The sequence below is a fragment of the Pseudomonas sp. zbq_18 genome (genome assembly GCF_043102245.1).
Taxonomy (GTDB): domain Bacteria; phylum Pseudomonadota; class Gammaproteobacteria; order Pseudomonadales; family Pseudomonadaceae; genus Aquipseudomonas.
Genome location: NZ_JBICIT010000008.1, coordinates 82,081 through 107,663 on the forward strand (window position 1 = coordinate 82,081; position 25,583 = coordinate 107,663).

The following is a 25,583-nucleotide window of genomic DNA, read 5'->3' on the forward strand; positions in this document are numbered from 1 at the left end:
GAGACATGCATGGCGATTGAGTACCGCGTCACGCTGGATGACAACCATCAGTTCAGCTACAGGATCGAGCTGGACCGTCAGTACGATGCCCAGAGTGCCGAGGCCGCCCCCAAGTGGACGCGCCTTGAGCACCATCAGTGCAGCAACTGCCCGTTGAGTCGCGACAAGTTTGCCCGTTGTCCGGCTGCCGTCGATCTGCATCGGGTGATCGAAGACTTTCAGGGGCTGCCGGCCATCAAGAAGGCCCAGGTCTGGGTGCGTACCCCGGAGCGCGAGTACAGCAAACTGGTGGGGCTGGAAGAGGGGCTGCGCTCGTTGCTGGGCGTGATCATGGCCACCAGTGCCTGTCCGGTACTGGCGCGCCTCAAGCCGATGGCCCACAACCATCTGCCTTTTGCCAGTAGTCAGGAGTTCATCCTGCGCACCATTTCTCTCTATCTGGCGCGGCAGTATTTCCATTTCCGCGAAGGCCGTCGGGCCGACTGGGAGCTGAAGGGGCTGGTCAAGCAGTTCCAGCAGTTGCAACTGGTCAATCAGGCGTTCTGGCAGCGCATCCTCGATGTTTGTGAGGGGGACTCCAACCTCAAGGCCTTCCTCACCTTCTTTTCCATGTCGTCGAGCATGACGGTGTCGCTCGAAACCCAGTTGCAGAAGATTCGCCCGCTGGTGATGAGCGCGGGCGAGACTCAGGACTAGCGCGCTAGTCCTTGGGCTTCTTCAGGCGTACGGCCAGGACGTCGCAGGGGGCACCGTGCAGCAGGTCATTGGCGGTGGAGCCGAGCAACAGGGCTAAGCCGTGGCGGCCATGGCTGCCGACCACGATCAGGTCGCAGCCCTGTTCATCGGCCAGACGATGGATTTCCTGGCGAGGCTGACCGTAGGCCAAGTGGCGCTGTTCGCTGCCGAGTTGCGGGTATTTGCCGGCAAAGCTGTCCAGCCGCTCGCGGGCCTGGTCGAATTGCTGCTGCTGGAGCATGGACAGGTCCATCGGTACGTCGCCACCGAAGGCCATGGCCATGGGCTCGACGATGTGCACCAGGGAGGTCTTGGCGCCCCTGCTGGCGGCGATGGCCAGGGCGCGCTCTACCACGGGATGGCACTCGTCGGTGAGGTCGACGGCAATCAGGATGTGCTGGTAAGGCATCGAGTTTTCCTCCATTGAATGGGCATGCTTGCAGTATGGCGTCGCCCTCTTCATAACACAGGCTTTAGTTTTCAAGTGGCAGATATGACGTGGTGGGTAGTGCTTTTGCTGATCGGGGCGGCGCTCAGTCCGCTGGTTTGGTTGCGTCCTTCGCCGCGTCAGCGCGGGCAGATGGCGCTGCGCCTGGCGGCTCGTCGTTTGGGCTTGGGTATGCAGCTTAGCCAGCAGGACTGGCCGCACTGGTTTGAAGGTCACCCGCCAGCCAGTTGCGCGCAATACCACCGTGGCCGGCGGCGCGGCGTTAGCGACACTTGGAGTTATTGGCAGACAGCGCCTGGGCAGTGGTGCAATCAATGGCGCGAGCCATGCGTCGATGCGGGGATGCTGGAGAAGCTGCAGCGTTTGCCGGTTGATGTCTACAAGGTCGAGGCCGGGCCGCAAATGGTGGCGCTCTACTGGGGGGAGCGCGGTGAAGAGCCTGAATTGCAGCGAGTCGCCGAGTTTCTGGCGGCGGTGGCTTGATAGCGGTGCTCTACCTGCAAGCCGCTCTGGGGCTGCGTCCTTCTTTGTTTTGTGAATCAAACGCTATTCAAAGTCACTTGGTGACGCTGCTCTCGCGGGAGGCGCCTGTGACGGGCAATTGACAATTGCCCGGTTTTCACTGAATGTACGCCCACCCAAATCAAACGGGCGTATGAATTGAGCGTCTGCCGCTGTAGGTGGCGCCTTTACAGCCCGATTATCGCGTCGGCGGGTGTGTCGGATCGAATGGGACTATGCTCGACGGCTCTATGCCACGAGCGGCCCCGGCCGGTTGGCTCCGATGTGTACCGTTCAGCTTCCATACCGTGGAGATCAGTTGATGATTTACGAAGGTAAAGCCATCACGGTTAAGGCTCTTGAGGGCGGCATCGTCGAATTGAATTTCGACCTCAAGGGTGAGTCCGTTAACAAGTTCAACCGTCTGACCCTGAGCGAACTGCGCCAGTCGGTCGATGCCATCAAGGCCGACGGTTCGATCAAGGGCGTAATCGTCACCAGCGGCAAAGACGTATTCATCGTCGGCGCCGACATCACCGAGTTCGTCGAGAACTTCAAACTGCCCGACGAAGAGCTGGTTGCCGGCAACCTCGAAGCCAACAAGATCTTCAGTGATTTCGAAGACCTGGCCGTTCCGACCGTCGTCGCCATCAACGGTATCGCCCTGGGTGGCGGTTTCGAAATGTGCCTGGCCGGTGACTACCGCGTCGCTTCCGAAAGCGCCAAGATCGGCCTGCCGGAAGTCAAACTGGGCATCTACCCGGGCTTCGGCGGCACCGTGCGCCTACCGCGCGTGATCGGTACCGACAACGCCATCGAATGGATCGCCTCCGGCAAGGAAAACAAAGCTGCCGACGCCCTGAAGGTAGGCGCCGTCGATGCAGTAGTCGCTCCGGCCAAACTCAAGGATGCCGCTCTGGACCTGGTCAAACGCGCCATCTCCGGCGAGCTGGACTACAAGGCCAAGCGTCAGCCCAAGCTGGAAAAGATCAAGCTCAACGCCATCGAGCAGATGATGGCCTTCGAAACCGCCAAAGGTTTCGTCGCTGGCCAGGCTGGCCCGAACTACCCGGCTCCGGTCGAGGCCATCAAGACCATCCAGAAAGCCGCCAACTTCGGTCGTGACAAGGCGCTGGAAGTGGAAGCCGCCGGCTTCGTCAAGCTGGCCAAGACCTCGGTTGCCGAGAGCCTGGTTGGCCTGTTCCTGAACGATCAGGATCTGAAGAAGAAGGCCAAGCAGCATGACGAGATCGCTCGCGACGTGAAACTGGCCGCCGTACTCGGCGCCGGCATCATGGGTGGCGGTATCGCCTACCAGTCCGCCTCCAAAGGCACCCCGATCCTGATGAAGGATATCCGTGAAGAGGGTATTCAGCTGGGTCTGAGCGAGGCTGCCAAGCTGCTCGGCAAGCGCGTCGAGAAGGGCCGTCTGGCCCCGGCCAAGATGGCCGAAGCCCTCAACGCCATTCGCCCGACCATGTCCTACGGTGATTTCGGCAACGTCGACATCGTCGTCGAAGCTGTAGTCGAGAATCCGAAGGTCAAGCAGATCGTTCTGGCCGAAGTGGAAGATGCGGTGAAGGAAGACGCCATCCTGGCCTCCAACACCTCGACCATCTCCATCAGCCTGCTGGCCAAGGCCCTGAAGCGCCCGGAAAACTTCGTCGGCATGCACTTCTTCAACCCGGTGCACATGATGCCGCTGGTTGAGGTCATTCGTGGCGAGAAGTCCAGCGATGTGGCGGTTGCCACTACCGTGGCTTACGCCAAGAAAATGGGCAAGAACCCGATCGTGGTCAACGACTGCCCGGGCTTCCTGGTCAACCGCGTGCTGTTCCCGTACTTCGGTGGCTTCGGCAAGCTCCTTGAGTTCGGTGTTGACTTCGTGCGCATCGACAAGGTCATGGAGAAGTTCGGCTGGCCCATGGGCCCGGCCTACCTGTCCGACGTCGTCGGTATCGATACCGGCCACCACGGCCGTGACGTAATGGCTGAAGGCTTCCCGGATCGCATGGCTGTCGAAGGCAAGACTGCTGTCGACGTGATGTACGACGCCAATCGTCTGGGCCAGAAGAACGGCAAGGGCTTCTACGCCTACGAAACCGACAAGCGCGGCAAGCCGAAGAAGGTTCAGGATCCGGAGGCTTACGAACTCCTCAAGGCTATCGTCAAGGAGCAGCGTGAGCTGACCGACGAAGACATCATCAACTTCATGATGATCCCGCTGTGCATGGAAACCGTTCGTTGCCTGGAAGACGGCATCGTCGAAACCGCAGCTGAGGCCGATATGGGCCTGATCTACGGTATCGGCTTCCCGCCCTTCCGCGGTGGTGCCCTGCGCTACATCGACTCCATCGGTGTAGCTGAATTCGTGGCCCTGGCTGACAAGTATGCCGAGCTGGGCGCGCTGTACCACCCGACCGCCAAACTTCGTGAAATGGCCGCCAAGGGCCAGAAGTTCTTCGGTTAATCGCGCAGCGAACAGAGCGAGAGTAGAAATATGAGCCTGAATCCGAGAGATGCAGTCATTGTCGACTTCGGTCGTACCCCGATGGGTCGTTCCAAGGGCGGCATGCACCGCAACACCCGTGCCGAGACCATGTCGGCACAACTGATCAGTGGCGTCCTGGCCCGCAACACCAAGCTGGACCCGGCTGAAGTCGAAGACGTGATCTGGGGTTGCGTCAACCAGACCCTGGAGCAGGGCTGGAACATCGCGCGCATGGCGTCGCTGATGACCCAGATCCCGCACACCAGTGCTGGCCAGACCGTCAGCCGTCTGTGTGGTTCCTCCATGAGCGCCCTGCACACTGCCGTGCAGGCCATCCAGACCGGCAACGGCGACGTCTTCGTCGTCGGTGGTGTGGAGCACATGGGCCACGTTGGCATGATGCACGGTGTTGATCCGAACCCGCACCTGTCCCTGTACGCCGCCAAGGCGTCCGGCATGATGGGTCTGACCGCCGAGATGCTGGGCAAGATGCACGGCATCAGCCGCGAGCAGCAGGATGCCTTCGGTGAGCGTTCTCACCGTCTGGCACACAAGGCCACCGTCGAAGGCAAGTTCAAGGATGAAATCATCCCGATGCAAGGCTACGACGAGAATGGTTTCCTGAAAGTTTTCGACTTCGACGAAACCATTCGTCCGGAAACCACCCTCGAGAGCCTGGCTGCCCTGAAACCGGCGTTCAACCCGAAAGGCGGCACCGTGACTGCAGGTACTTCCTCGCAGATCACCGACGGCGCTTCCTGCATGATCGTCATGAGCGCCCAGCGCGCCCAGGACCTGGGCATCCAGCCGATGGCCGTAGTTCGCGCCATGGCTGTGGCCGGTGTCGACCCGGCGATCATGGGTTACGGTCCGGTGCCGTCCACCCAGAAAGCCCTCAAGCGCGCTGGTCTGAGCATGGACGACATCGACTTCGTCGAGCTCAACGAAGCCTTCGCTGCCCAGGCTCTGCCGGTACTGAAAGACCTGAAACTCCTCGACAAGATGGAGCAGAAGGTTAACCTGCATGGCGGCGCCATCGCTCTGGGCCACCCGTTCGGTTGCTCCGGTGCGCGTATCTCCGGCACCCTGCTGAACGTGATGAAGCAGAACGGCGGTACGCTGGGCGTGTCCACCATGTGCGTGGGCCTCGGCCAGGGCATCACCACCATCTTCGAACGCGTCTAAGCGTCAGTCGATGGGAAGACCGGGGCCTTGTGCCCCGGTTTTGTTTTTTAGGAGTCATGCATGCAACTTCAACCCGGCTTGTACCGTCACTACAAGGGGCCGCAGTACCGCGTGTTCGCCGTCGCCCAGCATTCCGAGACCGAGGAGTGGCTGGTGGTCTATCAAGCCCTGTATGGTGACTTCGGCCTCTGGGTCAGGCCGTTGGAGATGTTCTGCGGCACGGTCGAACTGGACGGTGAAACGGTGCCACGCTTTGCGCTGATCGAGGCGGAAAGCGCGCTGATTGGCCCGGGTGCGAGCGGTAGTCGCCCTTGACCTGAGCTTGACGGCCACTATATATAGCGGTGCCTCTATAGGCGCTGGCCGCTTATTCTCTTCTTTTTGTATTCAGGAATTCTCCAATCCATGGGCAAATCGCTGGTCATCGTGGAATCCCCGGCCAAGGCCAAGACCATCAACAAGTACCTGGGCAACCAGTTCGTGGTGAAGTCGAGCATCGGCCATATTCGAGACCTGCCTACCAGCGGTTCCGCCAGTGCCACCAAGGAGCCGGCCAAGCGTGGCAAGGCCGCCGCCGAAGCCCCCGCACTGTCGCCCAAGGAAAAAGCCAAGCGTCAGCTGTTTAACCGCATGGGCGTCGACCCCGAGCATGGCTGGAAAGCCAAGTACGAGATCCTTCCCGGCAAGGAGAAGGTGATCGAGGAGCTGCGCCGCCTGGCCAAGGATGCCGACACCATCTATCTCGCAACCGACTTGGACCGCGAAGGGGAAGCCATTGCCTGGCACCTGCGCGAAGCCATTGGTGGTGATGACAGCCGCTACAAGCGCGTGGTGTTCAACGAAATCACCAAGAAGGCCATTCAGGAGGCCTTCTCACAGCCCGGCGAGCTGGATATCAACCGGGTCAACGCGCAGCAGGCGCGCCGTTTCCTGGATCGCGTAGTGGGTTACATGGTTTCTCCGCTGCTGTGGGCCAAGATCGCCCGTGGTCTTTCCGCTGGCCGCGTGCAGTCGGTGGCGGTGAAGCTGGTGGTGGAGCGCGAGAAGGAAATCCGTGCCTTCGTACCGGAAGAGTACTGGGAAGTGCATGCGGACCTGGGCACCGCCAAGGACGCCAAGGTGCGCTTCGAGGTGACCCGCGAGAAGGGCGAAGCCTTCAAGCCGCTCAACGAAGCCCAGGCCATGGCTGCTCTGGACAAGCTCAAGGTGTCTGCCTATAGCGTCAGCAAGCGCGAAGACAAGCCGACGTCCAGCAAGCCGTCCGCGCCCTTCATTACCTCCACCCTGCAGCAGGCGGCGAGCAATCGCCTCGGCTTCGGCGTGAAGAAGACCATGATGATGGCCCAGCGTCTCTACGAGGCCGGCTACATCACCTATATGCGTACCGACTCGACCAACCTGTCGAATGACGCCATCGACATGGTGCGCGGCTTCATCGACAGCGAGTTCGGCCAAAAGTACCTGCCGGCCAAGCCGAACTTCTATTCGAGCAAGGAGGGGGCTCAGGAGGCGCACGAAGCGATTCGCCCGTCCGACGTCAACCTGCGCCCGACCCAGCTCTCCGGCATGGAGCGTGACGCTGAACGCCTTTACGAGCTGATCTGGCGTCAGTTTGTGGCCTGCCAGATGCCGCCCGCCGAATACCTGTCCACTTCGGTAACCGCCAAGGCCGGCGATTTCGAGCTGCGTGCCAAGGGGCGTATTCTCAAGTTCGACGGTTATACCCGCGTGCTGCCGCAGCAGAGCAAGCCGGGCGAGGATGATGTCCTGCCGGATATGAAAGAAGGTGAGGCGCTTAAGCTGATCAAGCTCGACCCGAGCCAGCACTTCACCAAGCCGCCGGCGCGCTTTTCCGAGGCCAGCCTGGTCAAGGAACTGGAAAAACGTGGCATCGGTCGTCCTTCGACCTATGCGGCGATCATTTCCACCATTCAGGATCGCGGTTACGTCACCGTTCACAATCGCCGCTTCTACGCGGAGAAGATGGGCGACATCGTCACCGAGCGGCTCAACGAGAGCTTCGCCAACCTGATGGATTACGGCTTCACTGCCGGGATGGAAGAGCATCTGGATGACGTTGCCCAGGGTGAGCGGGACTGGAAGCATCTGCTGGATGAGTTCTATGGCGACTTCAGGAAGAAGCTTGAAGTGGCCGAAGTCGCTGACACGGGTATGCGTGCCAATCAGCCGACGCCGACCGACATCGCCTGCCGTGACTGTGGCCGGCCGATGATGATCCGTACCGCATCCACCGGTGTGTTCCTCGGTTGCTCCGGTTATGCATTGCCGCCAAAAGAGCGTTGCAAGGCCACCATCAATCTGATTCCGGGCGATGAAATAGCCGCAGACGACGAAGGCGAGTCCGAATCGCGCGTGCTGTTGGGCAAGCACCGCTGCCCGATATGCGCCACGGCGATGGATGCCTACTTGCTGGACGAGACTCGCAAGCTGCACATCTGCGGCAACAACCCGGACTGTGCCGGCTACGAGATTGAGCAGGGCCAATATCGCATCAAAGGCTACGAAGGGCCGAGCCTTGAGTGTGACAAGTGCGGTAGCGAGATGCAGCTCAAGACCGGACGTTTCGGCAAGTTCTTCGGGTGCACCAACAGCAGCTGCAAGAACACCCGTAAGCTGCTCAAGAGTGGTGAGGCGGCGCCGCCGAAGATGGATGCGGTACCGATGCCGGAGCTCAAGTGCGAAAAGGTCGACGACACTTACGTGCTGCGTGATGGCGCCTCCGGGCTGTTCCTTGCCGCCAGTGGTTTCCCCAAGAACCGTGAAACCCGTGCACCACTGGTTCTGGAGCTGATTCCGCACAAGAGCGAGATCGATCCCAAGTACCACTTCCTGCTGGATGCGCCGGCCAAGGACCCAGAAGGCCGTCCGGCAGTGATCCGCTACAGTCGCAAGACCAAGGAGCAGTATGTGCAGAGCGAGGTGGACGGCAAGCCCACTGGCTGGCGCGCCTTCTTCGATGGCGGCAAGTGGAAGGTGGAAGACAAGCGCTGAACCCTTCGCTATCGGGTGGGGCGCCAATAGGTGCTCCGCCAGTGTCTGTTTCGTTCTCGATGCGGTGATTGCTTGCCGCTCAGGAGTTGGTCATGGCCCATGAGCCTTACACCCGTACCAATCAGAAGATATTTTTCGCCGGGCTGGCGCTGGAAAGCCTGCGGAAGGCCGAGGATGGTGCCGTGGCCAATGCGCCTGCCTTGCAGCAGGCGGAACGTGAGGCAGTCCTCTTTCACCTCTACGGTGCAGTGCTGGGGCTTTGTCACGAAATAACGGATTACTACAAGCTGGCGTCGGCTGCGGCACCGCGTGTCGATCTGATACTCAATCAGCAGGTATTGCGGGATTCACCGACGCCGGAGCTGTCCGAGTTGCTCGAAATTGCCCAGCAGCCGCAAAGCTGGCTGGCGCAGTTACTGGCAGCACATGCGGCGCTTCATCGTCCTCCGCAAGCACCTAAAAAAGCCAAGGTCGATCCGACGCTACCTCTGATCGAAGCAGTCAGTGTCGAGGAGCAGGCTGCGCCGTTGAGTAGTGCCGATCTTGAAGGCTGGCGACAGGATCTCAAGCAGCTGGTGTTGCGTTACCGTGAGTCGCTCAGCGAGTGCTGATAGGATCGACGGGCTAGGGTAGGGCCGTTCTGGCTGTTACACTGGCCCTCTTGTCTGGAGAGTACCTTATGACCACATCCTTCCTTGAAATCGTCGAAATGCCCGATGGCCGCATTATTTTGCGTCGTGCTGAAGACGAGGAAGTATTGGTAACGCTGGACTTCTCTGCAGATGCTCGGGCTTTCATGCAGGGACACCATGTCGAGGTGGCCAAAGCCATGCTCAACGTTGGCGTGCAGATGGCCGGCCGACTGGCTGAGGGTGATATCGAGCAGGAAGAGCAGCCGCGCGTGCTGCATTGAGTATCGATGCCCGCAACGGGCATCGGTTTGGAGCGGATGCTCCGTCTTCGAGTTAATCCAGTCGAATATTGAGGCTTTGGGCGCTGCCTACTCGTGCGGCGCCGCTTAGCTGTGCGCGCTGTGTGCCCTGCAAGTCAAGCCAGCTGACCACGGTGTGGCTACGTCCCAGCCTCAGGGCTTCCTTGGTCAGCTCCAGTGCATCCTGGCCTGCGCGTGGTTGCAGCAGGAGAAGACGATCCAGGTTGAGGCCCACGCTGCGCAGCCAGGCGTTGGTGATCGAGGCAGGCGGGGCGACCAGGGTGAGCCAGCGTGCATCCTGGTGTTGGCTGAGCTCGCGCAGCATCGGGCCGAGCAGGTGACGGTAGTTACCTGGGGAGGCTGATAGACGCAGCTCGCTGAATGGTTCTGGCTCTTCGATCCAAGGTGTTTCGACTAGCTCGTCGAGCAGTCGGGGGATTGAGTTGCCAATGAAGGCTTCAAAAAGAGGGAGTTGTGAACGATTCAGCGACTGCGGGAACTGCATGAAGCTCTCCTTAACTCAGCGGCGGATGACACCGACACTCAAGCCTTCGATGACCAAATCTTGCTCTTCCAAGTTTACTTCTATTGGCGCGAAGTCTGGGTTTTCTGCGATCAGCAGCACCTTGTTGCCACTGCGCTGAAAGCGTTTGACGGTGACTTCATCGTCGATGCGCGCCACCACGATCTGGCCATTGCGTGCCTCGCGGGTGGTGTGTACCGCCAGCAGATCACCGTCGAGGATGCCGATGTCCTTCATGCTCATGCCGCGGACGCGCAGCAGGTAGTCCGCTTTGGGATGAAAGAACTCGGGGTTGATCTTGCAGGAGTCCTCGACGTTCTGCTGCGCCAGGATCGGCGCGCCTGCAGCCACGCGGCCGATGACGGGCAGCCCCTCTTCTTCGCTGCTTGCGGGCTCGAAGCCGGGAATGCGAATGCCGCGCGATGCGCCCGGGGTCATCTCAATGGCACCTTTACGCGCGAGAGCTTTGAGGTGTTCCTCCGCGGCGTTAGGTGATTTGAAGCCCAGCTCCTGGGCGATTTCCGCCCGAGTGGGGGGATAGCCGTTGTCTTCCAGGCAGCGTTTGATAAAGGAGAGAATTTCAGTTTGACGCGGCGTCAGTTTGAGCATGCTGGCGGTCTGTCTGTTTATACAGGTGCTGTGATTATATACAGTGATCTGTCGCTGGCAACTGCTGTTTCTGATCCAAGGCCAAATAGCCAAATAAGCTGCTTGCCAGGTGGCGGCGATGTTGTGGTCATTGCTCTATGGTTTAATGCGTGACCGGTCAGCCATGAAAGGGCCTGTCAGGCTTGACAGGGCGTCTGCCTGATACGTATGTTTCAAACAAGTGTTTGTCAGGTGAGAGTGCCATGGCTCAATCAGAAACCGTTGAGCGCATCCTGGATGCAGCTGAACAGCTGTTTGCCGAAAAAGGTTTTGCTGAAACTTCTTTGCGTCTGATCACTAGCAAGGCTGGAGTCAATCTGGCGGCGGTGAATTACCACTTCGGTTCCAAGAAGGCGCTTATTCAGGCAGTGTTTTCGCGATTCCTTGGGCCGTTCTGCATCAGCCTGGAGCGTGAATTGGATCGGCGTCAGGCGCGTGCGGGGGAGAAGGCGAGCTTAGAAGACTTGCTCAATATGCTGGTGGAGCAGGCGCTGGCGGTTAAGCCGCGCAGTGGTAACGACCTGTCGATCTTCATGCGTCTGCTCGGCCTGGCTTTCAGTCAAAGCCAGGGCCACCTGCGCAAGTATCTGGAAGAGGTGTACGGCAAGGTCTTCCGTCGCTACATGCTGCTGCTCAACGAAGTCGCGCCGAAATTGCCGCCGCTGGAGATCTTCTGGCGTGTTCACTTCATGCTCGGTGCCGCCGCCTTCAGCATGTCGGGTATCAAGGCGTTGCGCGGCATGGCCGAGAACGACTTCGGTGTTGATACCTCGCTTGAGCAGGTGATGCGCCTGATGGTGCCGTTTCTCGCGGCGGGGATGCGCGCTGAGAGTGGTGTCAGCGATGAAGCGCTGGCCAACGCCCAGTTCAAGCCGCGTAGCAAGCCGGTTGCCGCCAAGGCCGGCTGACCCTGTGCCCGAGCGGGTCGATGGGCTAAGCTAGCGGCCCATGTATCTGCTCGATTTCCTGCATATCTCCATTGCCGACCAGCGCCTGTATGGCTTCGCCGACGGGCAGCTGTGTCTGCGTTTGTCGGTTTCCACGGCGCTGAATGGGCCGGGTGAACGCAGCGGCTCCAACTGCACGCCACGTGGTCGCCATCAGGTGCGCGCGAAGATTGGTGACGGTCTGCCAGAGGGCGCGGTGCTGCGAGGTCGACGCTGGACGGGAGAGGTCTGGTCTGCTGCCCTGGCTGAACAGTTTCCCGGGCGCGACTGGATTCTGACCCGCATTCTCTGGCTCAGTGGCTGCGAGCCTGGTATCAACCGTCTGGGTGCCGTCGACACCTTTCGCCGCTACATCTATCTGCATGGCACGCCTGATACGGAACCCATGGGTGTGCCGCTGTCTCATGGCTGTGTGCGCCTGCGCAACAGCGATTTGCTGGACCTCTTTCCCCGTGTACCGCCGCACTGTGCGGTGTTGATCGACGAGGCGGCATGCCCTGAGTGGACGGCAGCCGATCTCGTCTAAGGACTTTGTTGTGACGACTCCTTTGTACGGCTCCCTGATGTTGGATATCCAAGGCACCTGGCTGACGGCCGAGGATCGCCGGATACTGCGCCAGCCCGAGGTGGGTGGTTTGATTCTGTTTGCCCGCAATATTGAAGAGCCGCGTCAGGTGCGTGAGCTCTGCGCGGCCATCCGTGCCGAGCGTCCGGACCTGCTGCTGGCAGTGGATCAGGAGGGTGGGCGGGTGCAGCGCCTGCGCAATGGTTTCGTCCGACTGCCGGCCATGCGCGCGCTCGCAGACAATCCGGCTGCGGAGTACCTGGCGGAGCAGTGCGGCTGGCTGATGGCCACCGAGGTTCTCGCGGTGGGACTTGACCTCAGTTTCGCCCCGGTGCTGGACCTGGATCACCAGCGCAGCGCGGTAGTCGGAAGTCGCAGCTTCGAGGGTGATCCCGAGCTAGCGACACGCATGGCCGGTGCATTTATTCGTGGTATGAACGCTGCCGGCATGGCGGCGTGCGGCAAGCACTTCCCCGGTCATGGTTGGGCCGAAGCGGACTCCCATGTAGCGATTCCGGTGGATGAGCGCAGCCTGGACGAGATCCGCGCCAAGGATCTGGTGCCGTTCCGTCAACTCAGTCGCCAGCTGGCGGCGGTGATGCCGGCCCACGTGATCTATCCGCAGGTTGATGAGGGGCCGGCCGGCTTCTCGCGCCGCTGGCTGCAGGAGATCCTGCGCGGGGAGCTGGGCTTTGAGGGTGTGATCTTCAGCGATGACCTGTCGATGGCTGGCGCTCATGTGGTGGGCGACGCGGCCAATCGTATCGAGGCGGCGCTGACAGCCGGGTGCGACATGGGCCTGGTGTGCAATGACCGCGCGGCAGCCGAGCTGGCGCTGAGCGCCTTGCAGCGCCTCCAGGTGCTGCCGCCCAAGGGCTTGGCGCGCATGCGTGGCCAGGGTTATGCGCGCACCGACTACCGCGAGCAGCCGCGTTGGCTGCAGGCGGTGACGGCGCTGCGGGATGCGCAGCTGATTGATTAAGGAGGAGCCATGACGACCTACGCGATCATCGGTGGTACCGGCCTGACCCAGCTGGAAGGTCTGAGCATCAAGCAGATGCACAATCTGGACACGCCCTTTGGTTCGCCTTCGGCCGCCGTGCTGCGGGGCGAGTATGGCGGTCATGAGGTGCTGTTTCTTGCTCGTCATGGCCATCCGCACCGTATCCCACCACATCAGATCAACTATCGCGCCAATCTCTGGGCGCTGAAGCAGGCTGGCGCCGAGGCGATTCTCGCGGTCAATGCGGTGGGAGGCATTCATCCGGCCATGGGTAGCGGCCATCTGTGCGTCGCGCATCAGCTGGTCGACTACACCTGGGGTCGGGAACATACCTTTTTCGAGGGCGAGATCGAGCACGTCACCCACGTCGATTTCAGTTATCCCTATGACGAAGCGCTGCGCCAGCGTCTGATCGAGGCGCTGCAAGTGCTGGGTTATCCGCACAGCAGCCATGGCGTATATGCCGCGACTCAGGGCCCGCGCCTGGAAACGGCGGCCGAGATCGTGCGTCTGGAGCGCGATGGTTGTGACATCGTCGGTATGACCGGGATGCCTGAGGCGGCGCTGGCGCGTGAGCTGGATCTGCCTTATGCCTGTCTGGCGCTGGTGGTCAATCCGGCCGCGGGCAAGGCTGCGGGTCTGATCACCATGGCCGATATCGAGCGCGAGCTGGCCCAGGGGATCGACAAGGTGCGGGCCGTGCTGGGGCGGGTGCTGGCCCAGCCCTGAGGGCTACTTCGGCAGTGGGGCGAACAGGGCGTCGATGTCTTCGGCGCGGAGCTGCCAGTCGCCCTGGTTGCCACCTTCCAGCAGACCGGCGCTCAGTGCTGCCTTGCGCTGCTGCAGTTGCTGGATCTTCTCTTCCACCGTGCCGCGGGCAATCAGGCGGTAGACAAACACCGGCTTGTCCTGGCCGATGCGATAGGCGCGGTCGGTGGCCTGATTCTCCGCCGCCGGGTTCCACCAGGGGTCGTAGTGGATCACGGTGTCCGCCGCGGTCAGGTTCAGGCCTGTACCACCGGCCTTGAGGCTGATCAGAAACAGCGGCACTTCACCGTTCTGAAAGCGCTGTACCGGTTCGCGCCGGTCGCGGGTGGCGCCGGTCAGCAGGGCATAGGCAATGCCACGCCGTTGCAGTTCCGCCTCGATCAGCGCCAGCATCGAGGTGAACTGGGAGAACAGCAGTACCTTCCGGCCCTCGGCCAGCAGCTCTTCGAGCATCAGCAACAGGCTATCCAGCTTGGCCGAGTGGGCTGCTCCAGCGTGTCGCAGCAGACGGGTGTCGCAGCACACCTGACGCAGCTTGAGCAGTGCTTCAAGGATGACGATCTGGCTGCTGGCCAGGCCCTTGCGGTCAATCTCCTCGCGCACCTTGCGGTCCATGGCCAGGCGTACCGTCTCGTAGAGATCACGCTGGCCCTGGCCGAGGTCGACCCAGTGGACGATCTCGCTCTTGGCGGGTAGTTCCTTGGCCACCTGATCCTTGCGCCTTCTCAGCAGGAAGGGTTTGACCCGCGCCTTGAGATGCTCCAGGCGCGCCTGATCGCCATGTTTCTCGATAGGTGTGCGGTAGTCCTGAGTGAAGCGCCTGGCGTCACCCAGCCAGCCGGGCATGAGGAAGTGGAACAGCGACCACAGCTCACCCAGGTGGTTTTCCAGTGGCGTACCGGTGAGGCACAGGCGTTGGCGGGCCTCCAGTTGGCAGGCCGCCTGAGAGGCCTTGCTGGTGGGGTTCTTGATGTACTGGGCTTCGTCGAGCAGCAGTACATGCAAGTGTTGCTTGCGCCAGTGCGGCAGGTCGCGCGGCAGCAGTGCGTAGCTGGTCAGTAGCAGGTCGTACTGGTCGAGGCGGGCGAAGTCGGCAGCACGCTTCGGACCATGCACGGCCAGTACGCGCAGCTCGGGGGCGAAGCGGGCGGCTTCATCCAGCCAGTTGGGGATCAGGCTAGTGGGCATCACCGCCAGAGCTGGGCGATCCAGGCGGCCGGCGTGCTTTTCGCAGAGCAGGTGGGCAAGGCTCTGCAGGGTCTTGCCCAGCCCCATGTCGTCGCCGAGTACGCCGCCGACCTGCAGTTCGCGCAGTGTTTGCATCCAGCGCAGGCCGTCGAGCTGGTAGGGCCGTAGCTCGGTCTGCAGGCCTGGAGGAGCTACGTGTGGCTGTGCGTGATCCTGCTGCAGGCGCTGGGCGAAGTCGCGCAGGCGCTGGCCACCTTGCCACTGCAGGGGCATCTCATTGAGTTGGCTCAGTCGCGCGGCGTCCGGGGCGGACAGGCGCAGGCTTGGGCTGGGGTCCGGCTCGCGCAGGTACAGCTCGCCCAGGGTGGCCAGCACCGGCTTGAGGCGGGCGAAGGGCAGGGCGACCTGCAGGGGCTGGCCATCACTGCTGCGCTTGTGCTCCAGCTGCACGGGCAGTAGTTCGTCGTCGCCGCGTTTGGCCAGGTTGGCGGGTGCCAGCAGCTCAGGGCGGCTGCGGATCAGGCGCAGCAGCACCGGCAGCAGGCTGATGCGCTGGTCGTCGACCAGAATGCCCAGCTCCAGATCGAACCAGTCCTGGCTCGGCGCGTCCTCAATCTCGGCGTACCAGCCCTGCAGCGGACTGAGGTCGAAGTGAAAACCCGGTTTGACCTCGATCTGCCAGCCCTGGGCGCGTAGCTCGGGTAGGGCCTGCTGGACGAAATGCAGCCAGGCGCCGTCGCTGAGCAGCTCGTACATCTCCCCGCTGCCTTCCGCCAGGGCCAGGCTCTGGCGCATGGCGGGACGCAGGCCGAGGCTTTCCAGCTGCTGGCGCAGGCGCTGTTCGCTATCGGCCTGGCGGGCGATGGCGAGTGGCTGGCCGTCGACGGTCAGGCGGATGCGTTCACCGCTGGCGATGCGCTTGCCGTGCACCTGGCGCCCGGCGTAGTTGAAGCTCAGACCAGCGCGGTGCTGCCACTGCTGTACCGTGCGCCGGTTGCCCGGTTGATAGGTGATCAGCAGGTGGCTGCCCAGGGCCAGGTGCGCCACTGGCAGCAGGTCGTCGATCACCTGAGCGGGCGGGGCGCTGGGCGGGTCGGCGAAGGCGCTCAGGTCCAGCTGGAACAGCACGGCGGCGCAATGCTTGCAGTTGTGCGCCACCGGGCAGCTGCAGCGCGCCGACAGGGTCGGGTGCGTGCCGCTGAGGCGAATCCATTGCTGATAGCGGTGCTCGCTGCTGCCCTGGCAGCTGGCATGGATCTGCTGCGTGCCCTGGCTGATGATGCGCACGCGGCCTTGGCTGGCATAGCGGCGCCCACGCTCCAGCGTGCCCAGGTCGAAGTGTGCTTGCCAGGCGTCGTGCTGCAGCAGCTCCTGCAGCGTGGCCATATCAGGGCTGGGTGACCTTGACCAGCAGGCCGAGGCTGCCGTTGTCGAGGTAGGTCAGCTCGCCCAGGCGCAGGCGAGTGCGCTGGCGAACTCGCTCGCTGCCGCTGAGCAGGCCGTCGGCGTCGAAGCGGTTGATCCAGATGTTGGCTTCCAGATCGACCAGGCGCTCCTGTTCGCTGAGACTGACCGAGCCCTCGACCGGGTAGTGACCGAACTGCTCGTTGCCAGTGCTGACAGCCGCAGCGCTCGGTACGGCTGACAGGTTCTGCGCCCAGGCCTTGTGCAACAGCACTTCGTAGCCGTTGCCAGGGTTGAGTTTGGCCGCTTCGTCGTTCAGCGCAGTAGTGCGCTCGTTGCTGCTGATCGGCGTGGCGCCTACGGCCCAGTCATCCGGTGCCAGCTGGCTGCTGCTGAGCGCTTCGCCAGCCTGGCGGAAGACGATGAGTTCGATCTGGTACAGGCCATCGGCGAAGGCGGCCGGCATCAGCAGGCAGAGCAGCAGGGGTATGAGGCGAAACACGCGCATGGGTCAGTCCTTTAGGCGGATTGCGGGGCGAGGCGCTCCAGCAGCGCCTCCAGAGTATTGAAGCGTTCTTCCGGGCGCTCCATCGGCACCTGGAATTTGAAGACGGTGGCGCCCTCGAACTTGTAGCGGCTCGGCGCGCTCTGGATCAGCTTGATCAGGGTCAGCGGGTCGACGCAGGTGTCGCCGGCGAACTCGATGCGCCCGCCCTGCGGGCCGGCGTCGACCTTGGTGATGCCGAGTTTTTCCGCCTGCAGCTTGAGCAGGGTCAGGCGGATCAGATTCTTGCTCGGCTCGGGCAGCAGGCCGAAGCGGTCGATCATCTCTACCTGCAGCTCCTTCAGGCCATCTTCGTCGGTGGCGTTGGCGATGCGCTTGTAGAGGATCAGGCGGGCGTGCACGTCCGGCAGGTAGTCGTCGGGGATCAGCGCCGGCACCCGCAGGTTGACTTCGGGGCCGCCACCGAGCGGTTGCTCCAGGTTCGGCTGCTCGCCCTTGCGGATGGCCTTGACCGCGCGCTCAAGCATTTCCATGTAGAGGGTGAAGCCAACCGCCTGGATCTGTCCGCTCTGACCGTCGCCGAGCAGCTCGCCGGCGCCGCGGATTTCCAGGTCGTGGGTGGCCAGGACGAAACCGGCGCCGAGGTCCTGGGCGTTGGCGATGGCCTCCAGGCGCTTCTGTGCGTCGTCGGTCATGCCCTTGCGCGGCGGCGTCAGCAGATAGGCGTAGGCCTGGTGGTGGCTACGGCCGACGCGGCCGCGCAACTGGTGCAGCTGGGCCAGGCCGAACTTGTCGGCGCGTTCGATGAGGATGGTGTTGGCGCTCGGCACGTCGATGCCGGTCTCGATGATGGTCGAGGCCACCAGCACGTTGAAGCGCTTGTGGTAGAAGTCGCTCATCACCCGTTCCAGGTCGCGCTCGTGCATCTGCCCGTGGCCGACGGCGATACGCGCTTCCGGCACCAGTTCGGCCAGGTCGGCGGCGCATTTCTCGATGGTCTTCACATCGTTGTGCAGGTAGTACACCTGACCACCACGTAGCAACTCACGCAGCAGCGCTTCCTTGATCGTCGGGTTGTTCTGTTCCATGACGAAGGTGCGCACCGACAAGCGTCGTGCCGGCGGGGTGGCGATGATCGACAGGTCGCGCATGCCCGATACGGCCATGTTCAGCGTGCGCGGGATCGGCGTGGCGGTGAGGGTGAGGATGTCCACCTCGCTGCGCAGCGCCTTGAGCTGCTCCTTCTGGCGTACGCCGAAGCGGTGCTCCTCGTCGATGATCACCAGGCCGAGGTTCTGGAACTTGACGTCGTCCTGCAGCAGCTTGTGGGTGCCGATGACGATATCGACCTTGCCCTCGGCCAGCTTGCCGACGGCTTCGCTCACTTCCTTGGCGGTCTTGAAGCGGCTCATCACCTCGACCGTCACCGGCCAGTCGGCGAAGCGGTCGCGGAAGCTGTTGTAGTGCTGCTGGGCGAGCAGGGTGGTCGGCACCAGCACGGCCACCTGCTTGCCGCTGTGCACGGCGATAAAGGCGGCGCGCATGGCCACTTCGGTCTTGCCGAAGCCGACGTCGCCACAGACCAGGCGGTCCATCGGCTTGGCCGCCAACATGTCTTCGCGCACCGCGTCGATGGCGGCCTGCTGGTCCGGGGTTTCCTCGAAGGGGAAGCCGGCGCTGAAGGTGGCGTAGTCGGCGGCCGGGTCTTTGAAGGCGTAACCTTCGCGGGCGGCGCGGCGGGCGTAGATGTCGAGCAGTTCGGCAGCCACGTCGCGCACCTGCTCGGCGGCCTTGCGCTTGGCTTTCTGCCAGGTCTCCGAGCCGAGCTTGTGCAGCGGCGCCAGGGCATCGTCGCTGCCGGTGTAGCGGGCGATCAGGTGCAGGCTGGCGACCGGCACGTAGAGCTTGGCCTCGTCGGCGTACTGCAGGGCGAGGAATTCGGCGGCCTGGCCATCGAACTCCATGGTGATCAGGCCCAGGTAGCGGCCGACGCCGTGGTCGATGTGCACCACCGGCGCGCCTTCGCGCAGCTCGGTGAGGTTCTTGATCACGTTGTCGCCGCCATCGCGCGATTTTTCGCGGCGACGGCGCTGCATCACCCGCTGGCCGAACAGCGGGCTCTCGGCGACCAGGGCGATGTCGTCGAGCAACAGGCCTTCGTCCAGCGGGGCGATGCAGATCGCCAGGCGTTCGCTGCTGGCGGTGAACTCCGGCCAGTCGGCGACTTCACGCGGCTTGAGCTTGAGGCGTGCCAGCAGCTCCAGCAGCACTTCGCGACGGCCGGCGGACTCGGCGCTGAACAGCACGCGGCCCGGATATTCCTCGATGAAACGGCGCAGCGCCGCCAGCGGCTCGCTGGCCTTGGCCTGGATGGCCAGGTCCGGCAGGGCGCGGGCGCCGAAACGTTCGCGGCCGACGCCGGTTTCGATGTCGTTCTGATCGACCACCACCCGTGGCCAGTGCTTCAGACGGGCGAAACAGTCCTCGACCGGCAAGAAGATGTCGGCAGGCGGCAGGATTGGGCGCTCCGGGTCGACGCGGCGGTCTTCGTAGCGGTTGCGCGCGTCCTGCCAGAACTGCTCGGCGGCTTTCTCGATGCCTGGCAGGGAAAACACCTGGGTGTCCTGCGGCAGGTAGTCGAACAGGGTGGCGCTTTCCTCGAAGAACAGCGGCAGGTAGTACTCGATACCGGCCGGGGTGATGCCGGTGGAGAGATCCTGGTAGATCGGGCAGCGGCGGAAGTCGACGTCGAAACGCTCGCGGAAACGGCCACGGAAGTCGGTGACAGCTTTCTTCTCCAGCGGAAACTCGCGGGCGGGTAGCAGGCGAATGGACTCCACCTTGTCGATCGAGCGCTGGGTTTCCGGGTCGAAGGTGCGCAGGGTCTCGATCTCATCATCGAACAGGTCGATGCGATAGGGCGTCTCGCTGCCCATGGGGAACAGGTCGATCAGCGCGCCGCGTACAGCGAATTCACCGTGCTCGTAGACGGTGTCGACGCAGCGGTAGCCCGCGGCTTCCAGGCGCGCGCGCATTTCCTCGACATCGAGCTTCTGGCCGACATCCAGCAGCAGACCGGAACCCAGCAGGAAACGGGTCGGTGCCAGGCGGTGCAGGGCGGTGGCGATGGGAACCACCAGCACGCCGTGCTTGATCTCTGGCAGGCGATAGAGAGTGGCGATGCGCTGGGAAATGATGTCCTGGTGCGGCGAAAACACGTCGTAGGGCAGGGTTTCCCAGTCCGGGAAGTGCATCACCGGCAGGTCCGGGGCGAAGAAGGCCAGCTCTTCCTGCAGGCGTTCGGCGCTCTGGCTGTCGGCGGTCAGCAGCAGGGTGAAGCGTTTGGCGGCGCTGGCGGCCTCGGCGACGGCCAGGCTCAGTGCGGCACCGGGCAGGTTGCCCCAGTGCTGTTTGCCGGATGCGGCCGGCAGTTTCGGCAAGTGCAGTACGGACACAGGTGTCGTGGCCCCAGGCGAAATGAAGGGGGCGATTGTAACGAGGGGAGGTGGTTACTGTCAGTGGCGACAGGCGCGCATTGCTCCGGCTAGCGCTCGTCGTCATAATGTAGCCCCTTTTTTCAGCCCCTACATTTGGAAGGTATTGCCCGTGACCCAGAAGCCCGACCAGTGTCTCGGTGAGTGGATTGATCGTGAAGCCATCGCGGAAGCGATGATTCCCATGATTGGTCAGCTGTACCGCAACAACAGCGTGGTGACCTCGATCTACGGCCGTGGTCTGATCAACCGTTCGGTGATCGACATTCTCAAAGCCCACCGTTTCGCCCGTCACCGCCTGGACGGCGAGGTTGAACTGTCGGTTCACGATACTTTCCCGATCCTCAAGACCATGAGCGAGCTCAAGCTGGGCGCCGCGTCCGTGGATCTGGGCAAGCTGGTTGCCAAGTTCAAGAGTGAAGGCGCTGGTCGCAGCATCGAGCAATTCACCAAGGACGAGCTGGCCGACGTGGCCGGCAAGCAGAATGGTGCCGCTCGCGAAGGTACTGATGTGGTGCTGTACGGTTTCGGTCGTATTGGTCGCCTGCTGGCGCGCATCCTGATCGAGAAAACCGGTGGCGGTGACGGCCTGCGTCTGCGTGCCATCGTCGTGCGCAAGGGTGCCGAGAACGACCTGGTCAAGCGCGCCAGCCTGCTGCGCCGTGACTCGGTTCATGGCAAGTTCGATGGCACCATCACCATCGACGAGGAAAACAGCACCCTCACCGCCAATGGCAACCTGATTCAGATCATCTACTCCAACGATCCGGCGTCGATTGACTACACCCAGTACGGCATCAAGGATGCACTGCTGGTCGACAACACCGGCAAATGGCGTGACGCCGAAGGCCTGGGCCAGCACCTGAAGTGCCCTGGCATCGATCGCGTCGTGCTGACCGCGCCGGGCAAGGGCGCGCTGAAGAACATCGTGCACGGCATCAACCATGCCGATATCACCGCCGACGACAAGATCATCTCCGCCGCGTCCTGCACCACCAACGCCATCGTGCCGGTGCTCAAGGCTGTCAATGACCAGTACGGCATCGTCAATGGTCACGTCGAAACCGTTCACTCGTATACCAACGACCAGAACCTGATCGACAACTTCCACAAGGGCAGCCGTCGTGGCCGCAGCGCTGCGCTGAACATGGTGATCACCGAGACCGGTGCCGCCACTGCCGCCGCCAAGGCTCTGCCGGTACTGAAGGGCAAGCTGACCGGCAACGCCATTCGCGTACCGACGCCGAACGTGTCCATGGCCATCCTCAACCTGAACCTGGAGAAGGCCACCACTCGCGAAGAGATCAACGAGTACCTGCGCCAGATGGCCATGCACTCGGAGCTGCAGAAGCAGATCGACTTCGTGCAGTCCCAGGAAGTGGTGTCCACCGACTTCGTCGGTTCCCGCCACGCGGGTGTGGTCGATGCCGAGGCCACCATCTGCAACGACAACCGTGTCGTGCTGTACGTGTGGTACGACAATGAGTTCGGCTACAGCTGCCAGGTCGTGCGTGTGATGGAAGACATGGCGGGGGTCAACCCGCCGGCCTTCCCCCAGTAAGCGAAGGCAGCAAACAAAACGGGAGCTTCGGCTCCCGTTTTTCGTTTCTGCATCTGTGCGACTTTGGTCTAGTAGACGGATGGCTCACTTCATTTTGGCGCCAGAGCAGAGCGGCTGCTTAGCTTCGGGCCGGGGGTGCTCTGTTGCTTGTTGTTACGACTGGCAGGTCGCAGACAACACCCGTGGGTGTGCAGTTCGTTTATATCTCCTTATAATCGTTGCGATTTTTTGCCCCGGAATAGCGCGAGATTGAGTGACTGCAAGGCTGCTGCAGTCGCTCTTTATTGTCTTTCCGGTCGTGTTGAAGCCTGCGGAAACACTGCCTTCAGTGTTTGGGATAAAGAATGATAAAGATCAAACGAGGGCTGGATCTGCCCATTAGCGGCGCCCCGGAGCAGCGTATCGATGCTGCTCGTGCGGTGCGCAGCGTGGCCGTATTGGGCTGCGACTATCAAGGCATGAAGCCGACCATGGCGGTACAGGTGGGTGACCGAGTCAAGCTGGGTCAGGTCCTGTTTTCCGACAAGAAGAACCCGGGGGTGCATTTCACTGCACCGGGTGCCGGCGTGGTCAGCGCCATCCATCGCGGCGAGCAGCGGGTGCTGCAGTCGGTGGTGATCGACCTGGATGGCGATGAGGCCATCGAGTTCGCCCGCTACGAAGCGGCTCAGCTCGATAGCCTGGAGCCCCAGGCTGTGCGTGACAATCTGCAACAGTCCGGTCTGTGGGCCGCGCTGCGCAGCCGTCCGTTCAGCAAGGTGCCGGCCGTCGATGCTGTACCTAGCTCGATCTTCGTCACCGCCATCGACACCCATCCGTTGGCGGCCGACCCGGCCGTGATCATCGCTGACAAAGCCGGTGACTTCGAGAGCGGTCTCAAGGTGCTGGCCCGCCTGGGCAAGATCTTCCTGTGCAAGGCCGAGGGCGTGAGTCTGCCTGGCGAGAGCTTGGCTGGCGTGCAGGGTGAGAGCTTCGCCGGCCCGCATCCGGCGGGTCTGCCGGGTACACACATCCACTTCCTCGACCCGGTCAGTGCCAGCAAGAGTGTGTGGCAGATCGGCTATCAGGACGTGATCGCCATTGGCGCACTGTTTACCAGCGGCAAACTGAGTGTCGAACGCGTCGTCGCGTTGGCCGGTCCGGTGGTAGACAAGCCGCGCCTGCTGCGCACCCGTCTGGGCGCCAGCCTCGACGAGCTGAGCGCCGGTGAGTTGCAGCCTGGCAATAATCGAGTCATTTCCGGCTCGGTGTTCGGTGGGCGCAGTGCGCGCGGGGCCTACGCCTTCCTCGGTCGCTACCACGTGCAGGTCTCCTGCCTGCATGAGGGCCGCGAGCGTGAGCTGCTGCACTACCTGCGTGCCGGGGTGAACAAGCACTCGGTGCTGAACATCTTTGTGTCCAAGTTGATGGGTGGCAAGAAGTTGGCCATGGACACCAGCACCAACGGCAGTCCGCGCGCCATGGTGCCGGTGGGTAACTATGAGGCCGTCATGCCGCTGGACATCCTGGCCACCCAGCTGCTGCGCTATCTGATCGTCGGTGATACCGACATGGCGCAGAAGCTCGGCTGCCTGGAGCTGGACGAAGAAGACCTGGCCTTGTGCACCTACGTGTGCGCCGGCAAGTACGAGTACGGCCCGATCCTGCGGGACAACCTGGCTCGCATCGAGAAGGAGGGCTGATCCATGGCTTTGCGTAAATTCCTCGACAAGATCGAGCACAACTTCGAACAGGGCGGCAAGTACGAGAAGTGGTATGCCCTGTACGAGGCGATCGATACCTTCTTCTACCGCCCGGGCAGCGTGACCAAGAGTACGGCCCACGTGCGCGACGGTATCGACCTCAAGCGCATGATGATCACCGTGTGGTTGTGCACTTTCCCGGCGATGTTCTTCGGCATGTGGAACATCGGCTATCAGGCCAACAGCATCTTCGCCGGGAACGCCGAGCTGCTGGCGGCCCAGGAAGGCTGGCGCTTCGGCCTGATCGGCGCGCTGGCGGGTTTTGACCCGAGCAGCGTGTGGGACAACTTCATCCAGGGTGCGGCGTTCTTCCTGCCGATCTACCTGACCACCTTCATCGTCGGCGGTTTCTGGGAGGTGCTGTTCGCCTCCATCCGTCGTCACGAGGTCAACGAAGGCTTCTTCGTCACCTCCGTGCTGTTCGCCCTGACCCTGCCGCCGGATATCCCGCTGTGGCAAGTGGCGCTGGGCATCAGCTTCGGCGTGGTGATCGGCAAGGAAGTGTTCGGTGGGACCGGCAAGAACTTCCTCAACCCTGCGCTGACTGGTCGCGCCTTTCTGTTCTTCGCCTACCCGGCGGATATGTCCGGTGACATGGTGTGGACTGCGGTGGACGGCTATGCCGGTGCTACGACCCTGTCCGTAGCCGCTGCCAGCGGCATGGAGCAGGTCGCTGCCAGCGGTCTGAGCTGGTGGAATGCCTTCGTCGGCCTTGAGCGGGGCTCCATCGGCGAGACCAGTGCATTGGCCATCTTCATCGGCGGCGCTTTCCTGCTGCTGACCAAGATCGCCTCCTGGCGCATCGTTGCCGGTGTCATGCTGGGCATGATCGCCACCAGCACGCTGTTCAATGCCATTGGCTCGGACAGCAACCCGATGTTCGCCATGCCCTGGTACTGGCATCTGGTGGTTGGCGGCTTTGCCTTCGCCATGATTTTCATGGCCACCGACCCGGTGTCGGCGTCCATGACCAATACCGGCAAGTGGATCTTCGGCGCGCTGATCGGCCTGATGGTGGTGCTGATTCGCGTGGTCAACCCGGCCTTCCCGGAAGGCATGATGCTGGCGATTCTGTTCGCCAACCTCTGTGCACCGCTGATCGACCATTTCGTGGTGCAGGCCAACATCAAGCGGAGGCTCGCACGTGGCTAACAAAGAATCGACTGTACGTACCCTCACCGTCGCGGTGCTGGTGTGCTTGGTCTGCTCGGTGTTCGTCGCCGGTGCTGCCGTAGCGCTCAAGCCCACCCAGGTGGAAAACCGTCAGCTGGACAAGCAGCGCAGCATCCTGGCCATTGCTGGTCTGGGTGAGGCTGGCATGAGCGCCAAAGAGGTCAAAGCACTGTTCGGCGAGCGTATCCAGGCCAAGGTCGTGGATCTGCGGGAGGGTACTTTCTCCGATGCGCAGAACCCGGCCACCTTCGACCCGCTCAAGGCGTCCAAGGACCCTCAGTTGTCCGTGGTGCTGTCCGGTGAGCAGGACATTGCCTCGATCAAGCGCCGTGAGCAGTTCACGACCGTGTACATGGTGGAGCAGGACGGCGAGTTGCAGACCCTGATCCTGCCAGTGCGTGGCTATGGTCTGTGGTCGACCTTGCACGGTTTCATCGCGGTCAAAGGCGATCTGAACACCGTGGTTGGCTTCGGCTTCTACCAGCACGGGGAGACTCCGGGCCTTGGCGGCGAGGTGGACAATCCGAAGTGGAAAGGCCTATGGGTCGGCAAGACCCTGTTCGATGACAACGGTGCCCTGGCGGTGGAAATCATCAAGGGCAGTGTCGATCCGCAGTCGCCGAAGGCTGAGCATCAGGTGGACGGCTTGGCCGGTGCCACGCTGACCAGCAATGGCGTGAACAATCTGTTGCATTTCTGGCTTGGTGAGAACGGCTTCGGCCCGTTCCTGGCCAAGCTGAGCAAAGGGGAGGCATAAGC

Annotated in this window: 22 protein-coding genes; 16 read left to right on the top strand and 6 right to left on the bottom strand. The window is 62.3% G+C overall.

Annotation, left to right across the window (positions count from 1 at the left end):
- Positions 1–9: 9 nt before the first annotated feature.
- A complete protein-coding gene (locus tag ACF8C6_RS05785) occupies positions 10–696 on the top strand; it encodes a DUF6901 family protein (RefSeq protein WP_392498414.1) in 687 nt (228 codons plus the stop codon).
- A gap of 4 nt (positions 697–700) precedes the next feature.
- Here the strand turns inward: ACF8C6_RS05785 and ACF8C6_RS05790 are convergent, their stop codons facing one another.
- A complete protein-coding gene (locus ACF8C6_RS05790; protein WP_277688961.1) occupies positions 701–1,144 on the bottom strand; it encodes a universal stress protein in 444 nt (147 codons plus the stop codon).
- 84 nt (positions 1,145–1,228) lie between these two features.
- Here ACF8C6_RS05790 and ACF8C6_RS05795 point away from each other — a divergent pair, with 84 nt between their 5' ends.
- The 7 genes from ACF8C6_RS05795 (at position 1,229) to ACF8C6_RS05825 (ending at position 9,285) form a co-directional block, all read left to right on the top strand.
- Positions 1,229–1,666: a hypothetical protein gene (locus tag ACF8C6_RS05795; RefSeq protein ID WP_392498415.1), complete on the top strand. Its 438-nt coding sequence runs from the start codon at positions 1,229–1,231 to the stop codon at positions 1,664–1,666.
- 340 nt (positions 1,667–2,006) lie between these two features.
- Positions 2,007–4,154 (top strand): fatty acid oxidation complex subunit alpha FadB, encoded by a 2,148-nt coding sequence (gene fadB, locus ACF8C6_RS05800; RefSeq protein ID WP_277688959.1) that lies wholly within the window; start codon positions 2,007–2,009, stop codon positions 4,152–4,154.
- A 30-nt stretch (positions 4,155–4,184) separates the two neighbouring features.
- On the top strand, positions 4,185–5,360 hold the full coding sequence (fadA, locus tag ACF8C6_RS05805) for an acetyl-CoA C-acyltransferase FadA (protein WP_392498416.1): 1,176 nt from the start codon (positions 4,185–4,187) through the stop codon (positions 5,358–5,360).
- Positions 5,361–5,420: 60 nt separating this feature from the next.
- Positions 5,421–5,675, top strand: coding sequence for a DUF1653 domain-containing protein (locus ACF8C6_RS05810; RefSeq protein ID WP_392498417.1), 255 nt, complete (start codon positions 5,421–5,423; stop codon positions 5,673–5,675).
- Between the two features lie 90 nt (positions 5,676–5,765).
- Complete coding sequence (gene topA, locus ACF8C6_RS05815; protein ID WP_392498418.1) at positions 5,766–8,372, top strand: type I DNA topoisomerase; 2,607 nt, start codon at positions 5,766–5,768, stop codon at positions 8,370–8,372.
- A 92-nt stretch (positions 8,373–8,464) separates the two neighbouring features.
- A complete protein-coding gene (locus ACF8C6_RS05820) occupies positions 8,465–8,983 on the top strand; it encodes a DUF6586 family protein (RefSeq protein WP_392498419.1) in 519 nt (172 codons plus the stop codon).
- 68 nt (positions 8,984–9,051) lie between these two features.
- The gene (locus ACF8C6_RS05825; protein WP_277688955.1) at positions 9,052–9,285 is read left to right on the top strand and encodes a hypothetical protein; all 234 of its coding nucleotides are present in this window, start codon (positions 9,052–9,054) and stop codon (positions 9,283–9,285) included.
- A gap of 52 nt (positions 9,286–9,337) precedes the next feature.
- Here the strand turns inward: ACF8C6_RS05825 and sulA are convergent, their stop codons facing one another.
- Both sulA and lexA read right to left on the bottom strand, forming a co-directional pair.
- Complete coding sequence (sulA, locus tag ACF8C6_RS05830; RefSeq protein ID WP_392498420.1) at positions 9,338–9,808, bottom strand: SOS-induced cell division inhibitor SulA; 471 nt, start codon at positions 9,806–9,808, stop codon at positions 9,338–9,340.
- A 15-nt stretch (positions 9,809–9,823) separates the two neighbouring features.
- Positions 9,824–10,435: a transcriptional repressor LexA gene (gene lexA / locus ACF8C6_RS05835; protein WP_392498421.1), complete on the bottom strand. Its 612-nt coding sequence runs from the start codon at positions 10,433–10,435 to the stop codon at positions 9,824–9,826.
- A 242-nt stretch (positions 10,436–10,677) separates the two neighbouring features.
- Here lexA and ACF8C6_RS05840 point away from each other — a divergent pair, with 242 nt between their 5' ends.
- From ACF8C6_RS05840 to ACF8C6_RS05855, 4 genes are read left to right on the top strand one after another with little or no spacing between them, the layout of a single operon-like run.
- Positions 10,678–11,382, top strand: coding sequence for a TetR/AcrR family transcriptional regulator (locus ACF8C6_RS05840; RefSeq protein ID WP_277688952.1), 705 nt, complete (start codon positions 10,678–10,680; stop codon positions 11,380–11,382).
- A gap of 40 nt (positions 11,383–11,422) precedes the next feature.
- Complete coding sequence (locus ACF8C6_RS05845; protein WP_392498423.1) at positions 11,423–11,947, top strand: L,D-transpeptidase family protein; 525 nt, start codon at positions 11,423–11,425, stop codon at positions 11,945–11,947.
- A 22-nt stretch (positions 11,948–11,969) separates the two neighbouring features.
- On the top strand, positions 11,970–12,968 hold the full coding sequence (nagZ, locus tag ACF8C6_RS05850) for a beta-N-acetylhexosaminidase (protein WP_392498687.1): 999 nt from the start codon (positions 11,970–11,972) through the stop codon (positions 12,966–12,968).
- Positions 12,969–12,977: 9 nt separating this feature from the next.
- Positions 12,978–13,718, top strand: a complete 741-nt coding sequence (locus ACF8C6_RS05855) for an S-methyl-5'-thioinosine phosphorylase (protein WP_392498424.1) — start codon at positions 12,978–12,980, stop codon at positions 13,716–13,718.
- A gap of 3 nt (positions 13,719–13,721) precedes the next feature.
- Here the strand turns inward: ACF8C6_RS05855 and ACF8C6_RS05860 are convergent, their stop codons facing one another.
- From ACF8C6_RS05860 to mfd, 3 genes are read right to left on the bottom strand one after another with little or no spacing between them, the layout of a single operon-like run.
- Entirely contained in the window at positions 13,722–16,331 is a 2,610-nt protein-coding gene (locus ACF8C6_RS05860; RefSeq protein ID WP_392498425.1) for an SNF2-related protein, read from the bottom strand.
- A 1-nt stretch (position 16,332) separates the two neighbouring features.
- Positions 16,333–16,857 (bottom strand): CsiV family protein, encoded by a 525-nt coding sequence (locus ACF8C6_RS05865; RefSeq protein WP_392498426.1) that lies wholly within the window; start codon positions 16,855–16,857, stop codon positions 16,333–16,335.
- Positions 16,858–16,868: 11 nt separating this feature from the next.
- Positions 16,869–20,309 carry a transcription-repair coupling factor gene (gene mfd / locus ACF8C6_RS05870; RefSeq protein WP_392498427.1) on the bottom strand — a complete coding sequence of 1,147 codons (3,441 nt, stop codon included), beginning with the start codon at positions 20,307–20,309 and terminating at the stop codon, positions 16,869–16,871.
- A gap of 133 nt (positions 20,310–20,442) precedes the next feature.
- Between mfd and ACF8C6_RS05875 the strand changes: the two genes are divergently transcribed.
- The 4 genes from ACF8C6_RS05875 to ACF8C6_RS05890 all read left to right on the top strand — a co-directional run bounded on the left by ACF8C6_RS05875 (position 20,443) and on the right by ACF8C6_RS05890 (position 25,581).
- Positions 20,443–21,909, top strand: coding sequence for a glyceraldehyde-3-phosphate dehydrogenase (locus tag ACF8C6_RS05875; protein WP_392498688.1), 1,467 nt, complete (start codon positions 20,443–20,445; stop codon positions 21,907–21,909).
- 344 nt (positions 21,910–22,253) lie between these two features.
- Positions 22,254–23,591, top strand: coding sequence for a Na(+)-translocating NADH-quinone reductase subunit A (locus tag ACF8C6_RS05880; protein WP_392498428.1), 1,338 nt, complete (start codon positions 22,254–22,256; stop codon positions 23,589–23,591).
- A gap of 3 nt (positions 23,592–23,594) precedes the next feature.
- Complete coding sequence (locus ACF8C6_RS05885; protein ID WP_277688945.1) at positions 23,595–24,803, top strand: NADH:ubiquinone reductase (Na(+)-transporting) subunit B; 1,209 nt, start codon at positions 23,595–23,597, stop codon at positions 24,801–24,803.
- Complete coding sequence (locus ACF8C6_RS05890) at positions 24,796–25,581, top strand: Na(+)-translocating NADH-quinone reductase subunit C (RefSeq protein WP_392498429.1); 786 nt, start codon at positions 24,796–24,798, stop codon at positions 25,579–25,581. Before ACF8C6_RS05885 ends, ACF8C6_RS05890 begins: the two co-directional genes overlap by 8 nt.
- Positions 25,582–25,583 lie beyond the last annotated feature (2 nt).

What these genes read in the sequence shown, in the direction of transcription:
- ACF8C6_RS05790 (WP_277688961.1), bottom strand. Translation starts at nt 1,144, where the DNA reads ATGCCTTACCAGCACATCCTGATTGCCGTCGACCTCACCGACGAGTGC.
- ACF8C6_RS05810 (WP_392498417.1), top strand. Translation starts at nt 5,421, where the DNA reads ATGCAACTTCAACCCGGCTTGTACCGTCACTACAAGGGGCCGCAGTAC.
- ACF8C6_RS05825 (WP_277688955.1), top strand. Translation starts at nt 9,052, where the DNA reads ATGACCACATCCTTCCTTGAAATCGTCGAAATGCCCGATGGCCGCATT.
- ACF8C6_RS05880 (WP_392498428.1), top strand. Translation starts at nt 22,254, where the DNA reads ATGATAAAGATCAAACGAGGGCTGGATCTGCCCATTAGCGGCGCCCCG.
- ACF8C6_RS05840 (WP_277688952.1), top strand. Translation starts at nt 10,678, where the DNA reads ATGGCTCAATCAGAAACCGTTGAGCGCATCCTGGATGCAGCTGAACAG.
- ACF8C6_RS05795 (WP_392498415.1), top strand. Translation starts at nt 1,229, where the DNA reads ATGACGTGGTGGGTAGTGCTTTTGCTGATCGGGGCGGCGCTCAGTCCG.
- ACF8C6_RS05855 (WP_392498424.1), top strand. Translation starts at nt 12,978, where the DNA reads ATGACGACCTACGCGATCATCGGTGGTACCGGCCTGACCCAGCTGGAA.
- ACF8C6_RS05845 (WP_392498423.1), top strand. Translation starts at nt 11,423, where the DNA reads ATGTATCTGCTCGATTTCCTGCATATCTCCATTGCCGACCAGCGCCTG.
- fadA (WP_392498416.1), top strand. Translation starts at nt 4,185, where the DNA reads ATGAGCCTGAATCCGAGAGATGCAGTCATTGTCGACTTCGGTCGTACC.
- ACF8C6_RS05785 (WP_392498414.1), top strand. Translation starts at nt 10, where the DNA reads ATGGCGATTGAGTACCGCGTCACGCTGGATGACAACCATCAGTTCAGC.
- lexA (WP_392498421.1), bottom strand. Translation starts at nt 10,435, where the DNA reads ATGCTCAAACTGACGCCGCGTCAAACTGAAATTCTCTCCTTTATCAAA.
- ACF8C6_RS05820 (WP_392498419.1), top strand. Translation starts at nt 8,465, where the DNA reads ATGGCCCATGAGCCTTACACCCGTACCAATCAGAAGATATTTTTCGCC.
- ACF8C6_RS05865 (WP_392498426.1), bottom strand. Translation starts at nt 16,857, where the DNA reads ATGCGCGTGTTTCGCCTCATACCCCTGCTGCTCTGCCTGCTGATGCCG.
- sulA (WP_392498420.1), bottom strand. Translation starts at nt 9,808, where the DNA reads ATGCAGTTCCCGCAGTCGCTGAATCGTTCACAACTCCCTCTTTTTGAA.
- ACF8C6_RS05860 (WP_392498425.1), bottom strand. Translation starts at nt 16,331, where the DNA reads ATGGCCACGCTGCAGGAGCTGCTGCAGCACGACGCCTGGCAAGCACAC.
- fadB (WP_277688959.1), top strand. Translation starts at nt 2,007, where the DNA reads ATGATTTACGAAGGTAAAGCCATCACGGTTAAGGCTCTTGAGGGCGGC.
- ACF8C6_RS05885 (WP_277688945.1), top strand. Translation starts at nt 23,595, where the DNA reads ATGGCTTTGCGTAAATTCCTCGACAAGATCGAGCACAACTTCGAACAG.
- topA (WP_392498418.1), top strand. Translation starts at nt 5,766, where the DNA reads ATGGGCAAATCGCTGGTCATCGTGGAATCCCCGGCCAAGGCCAAGACC.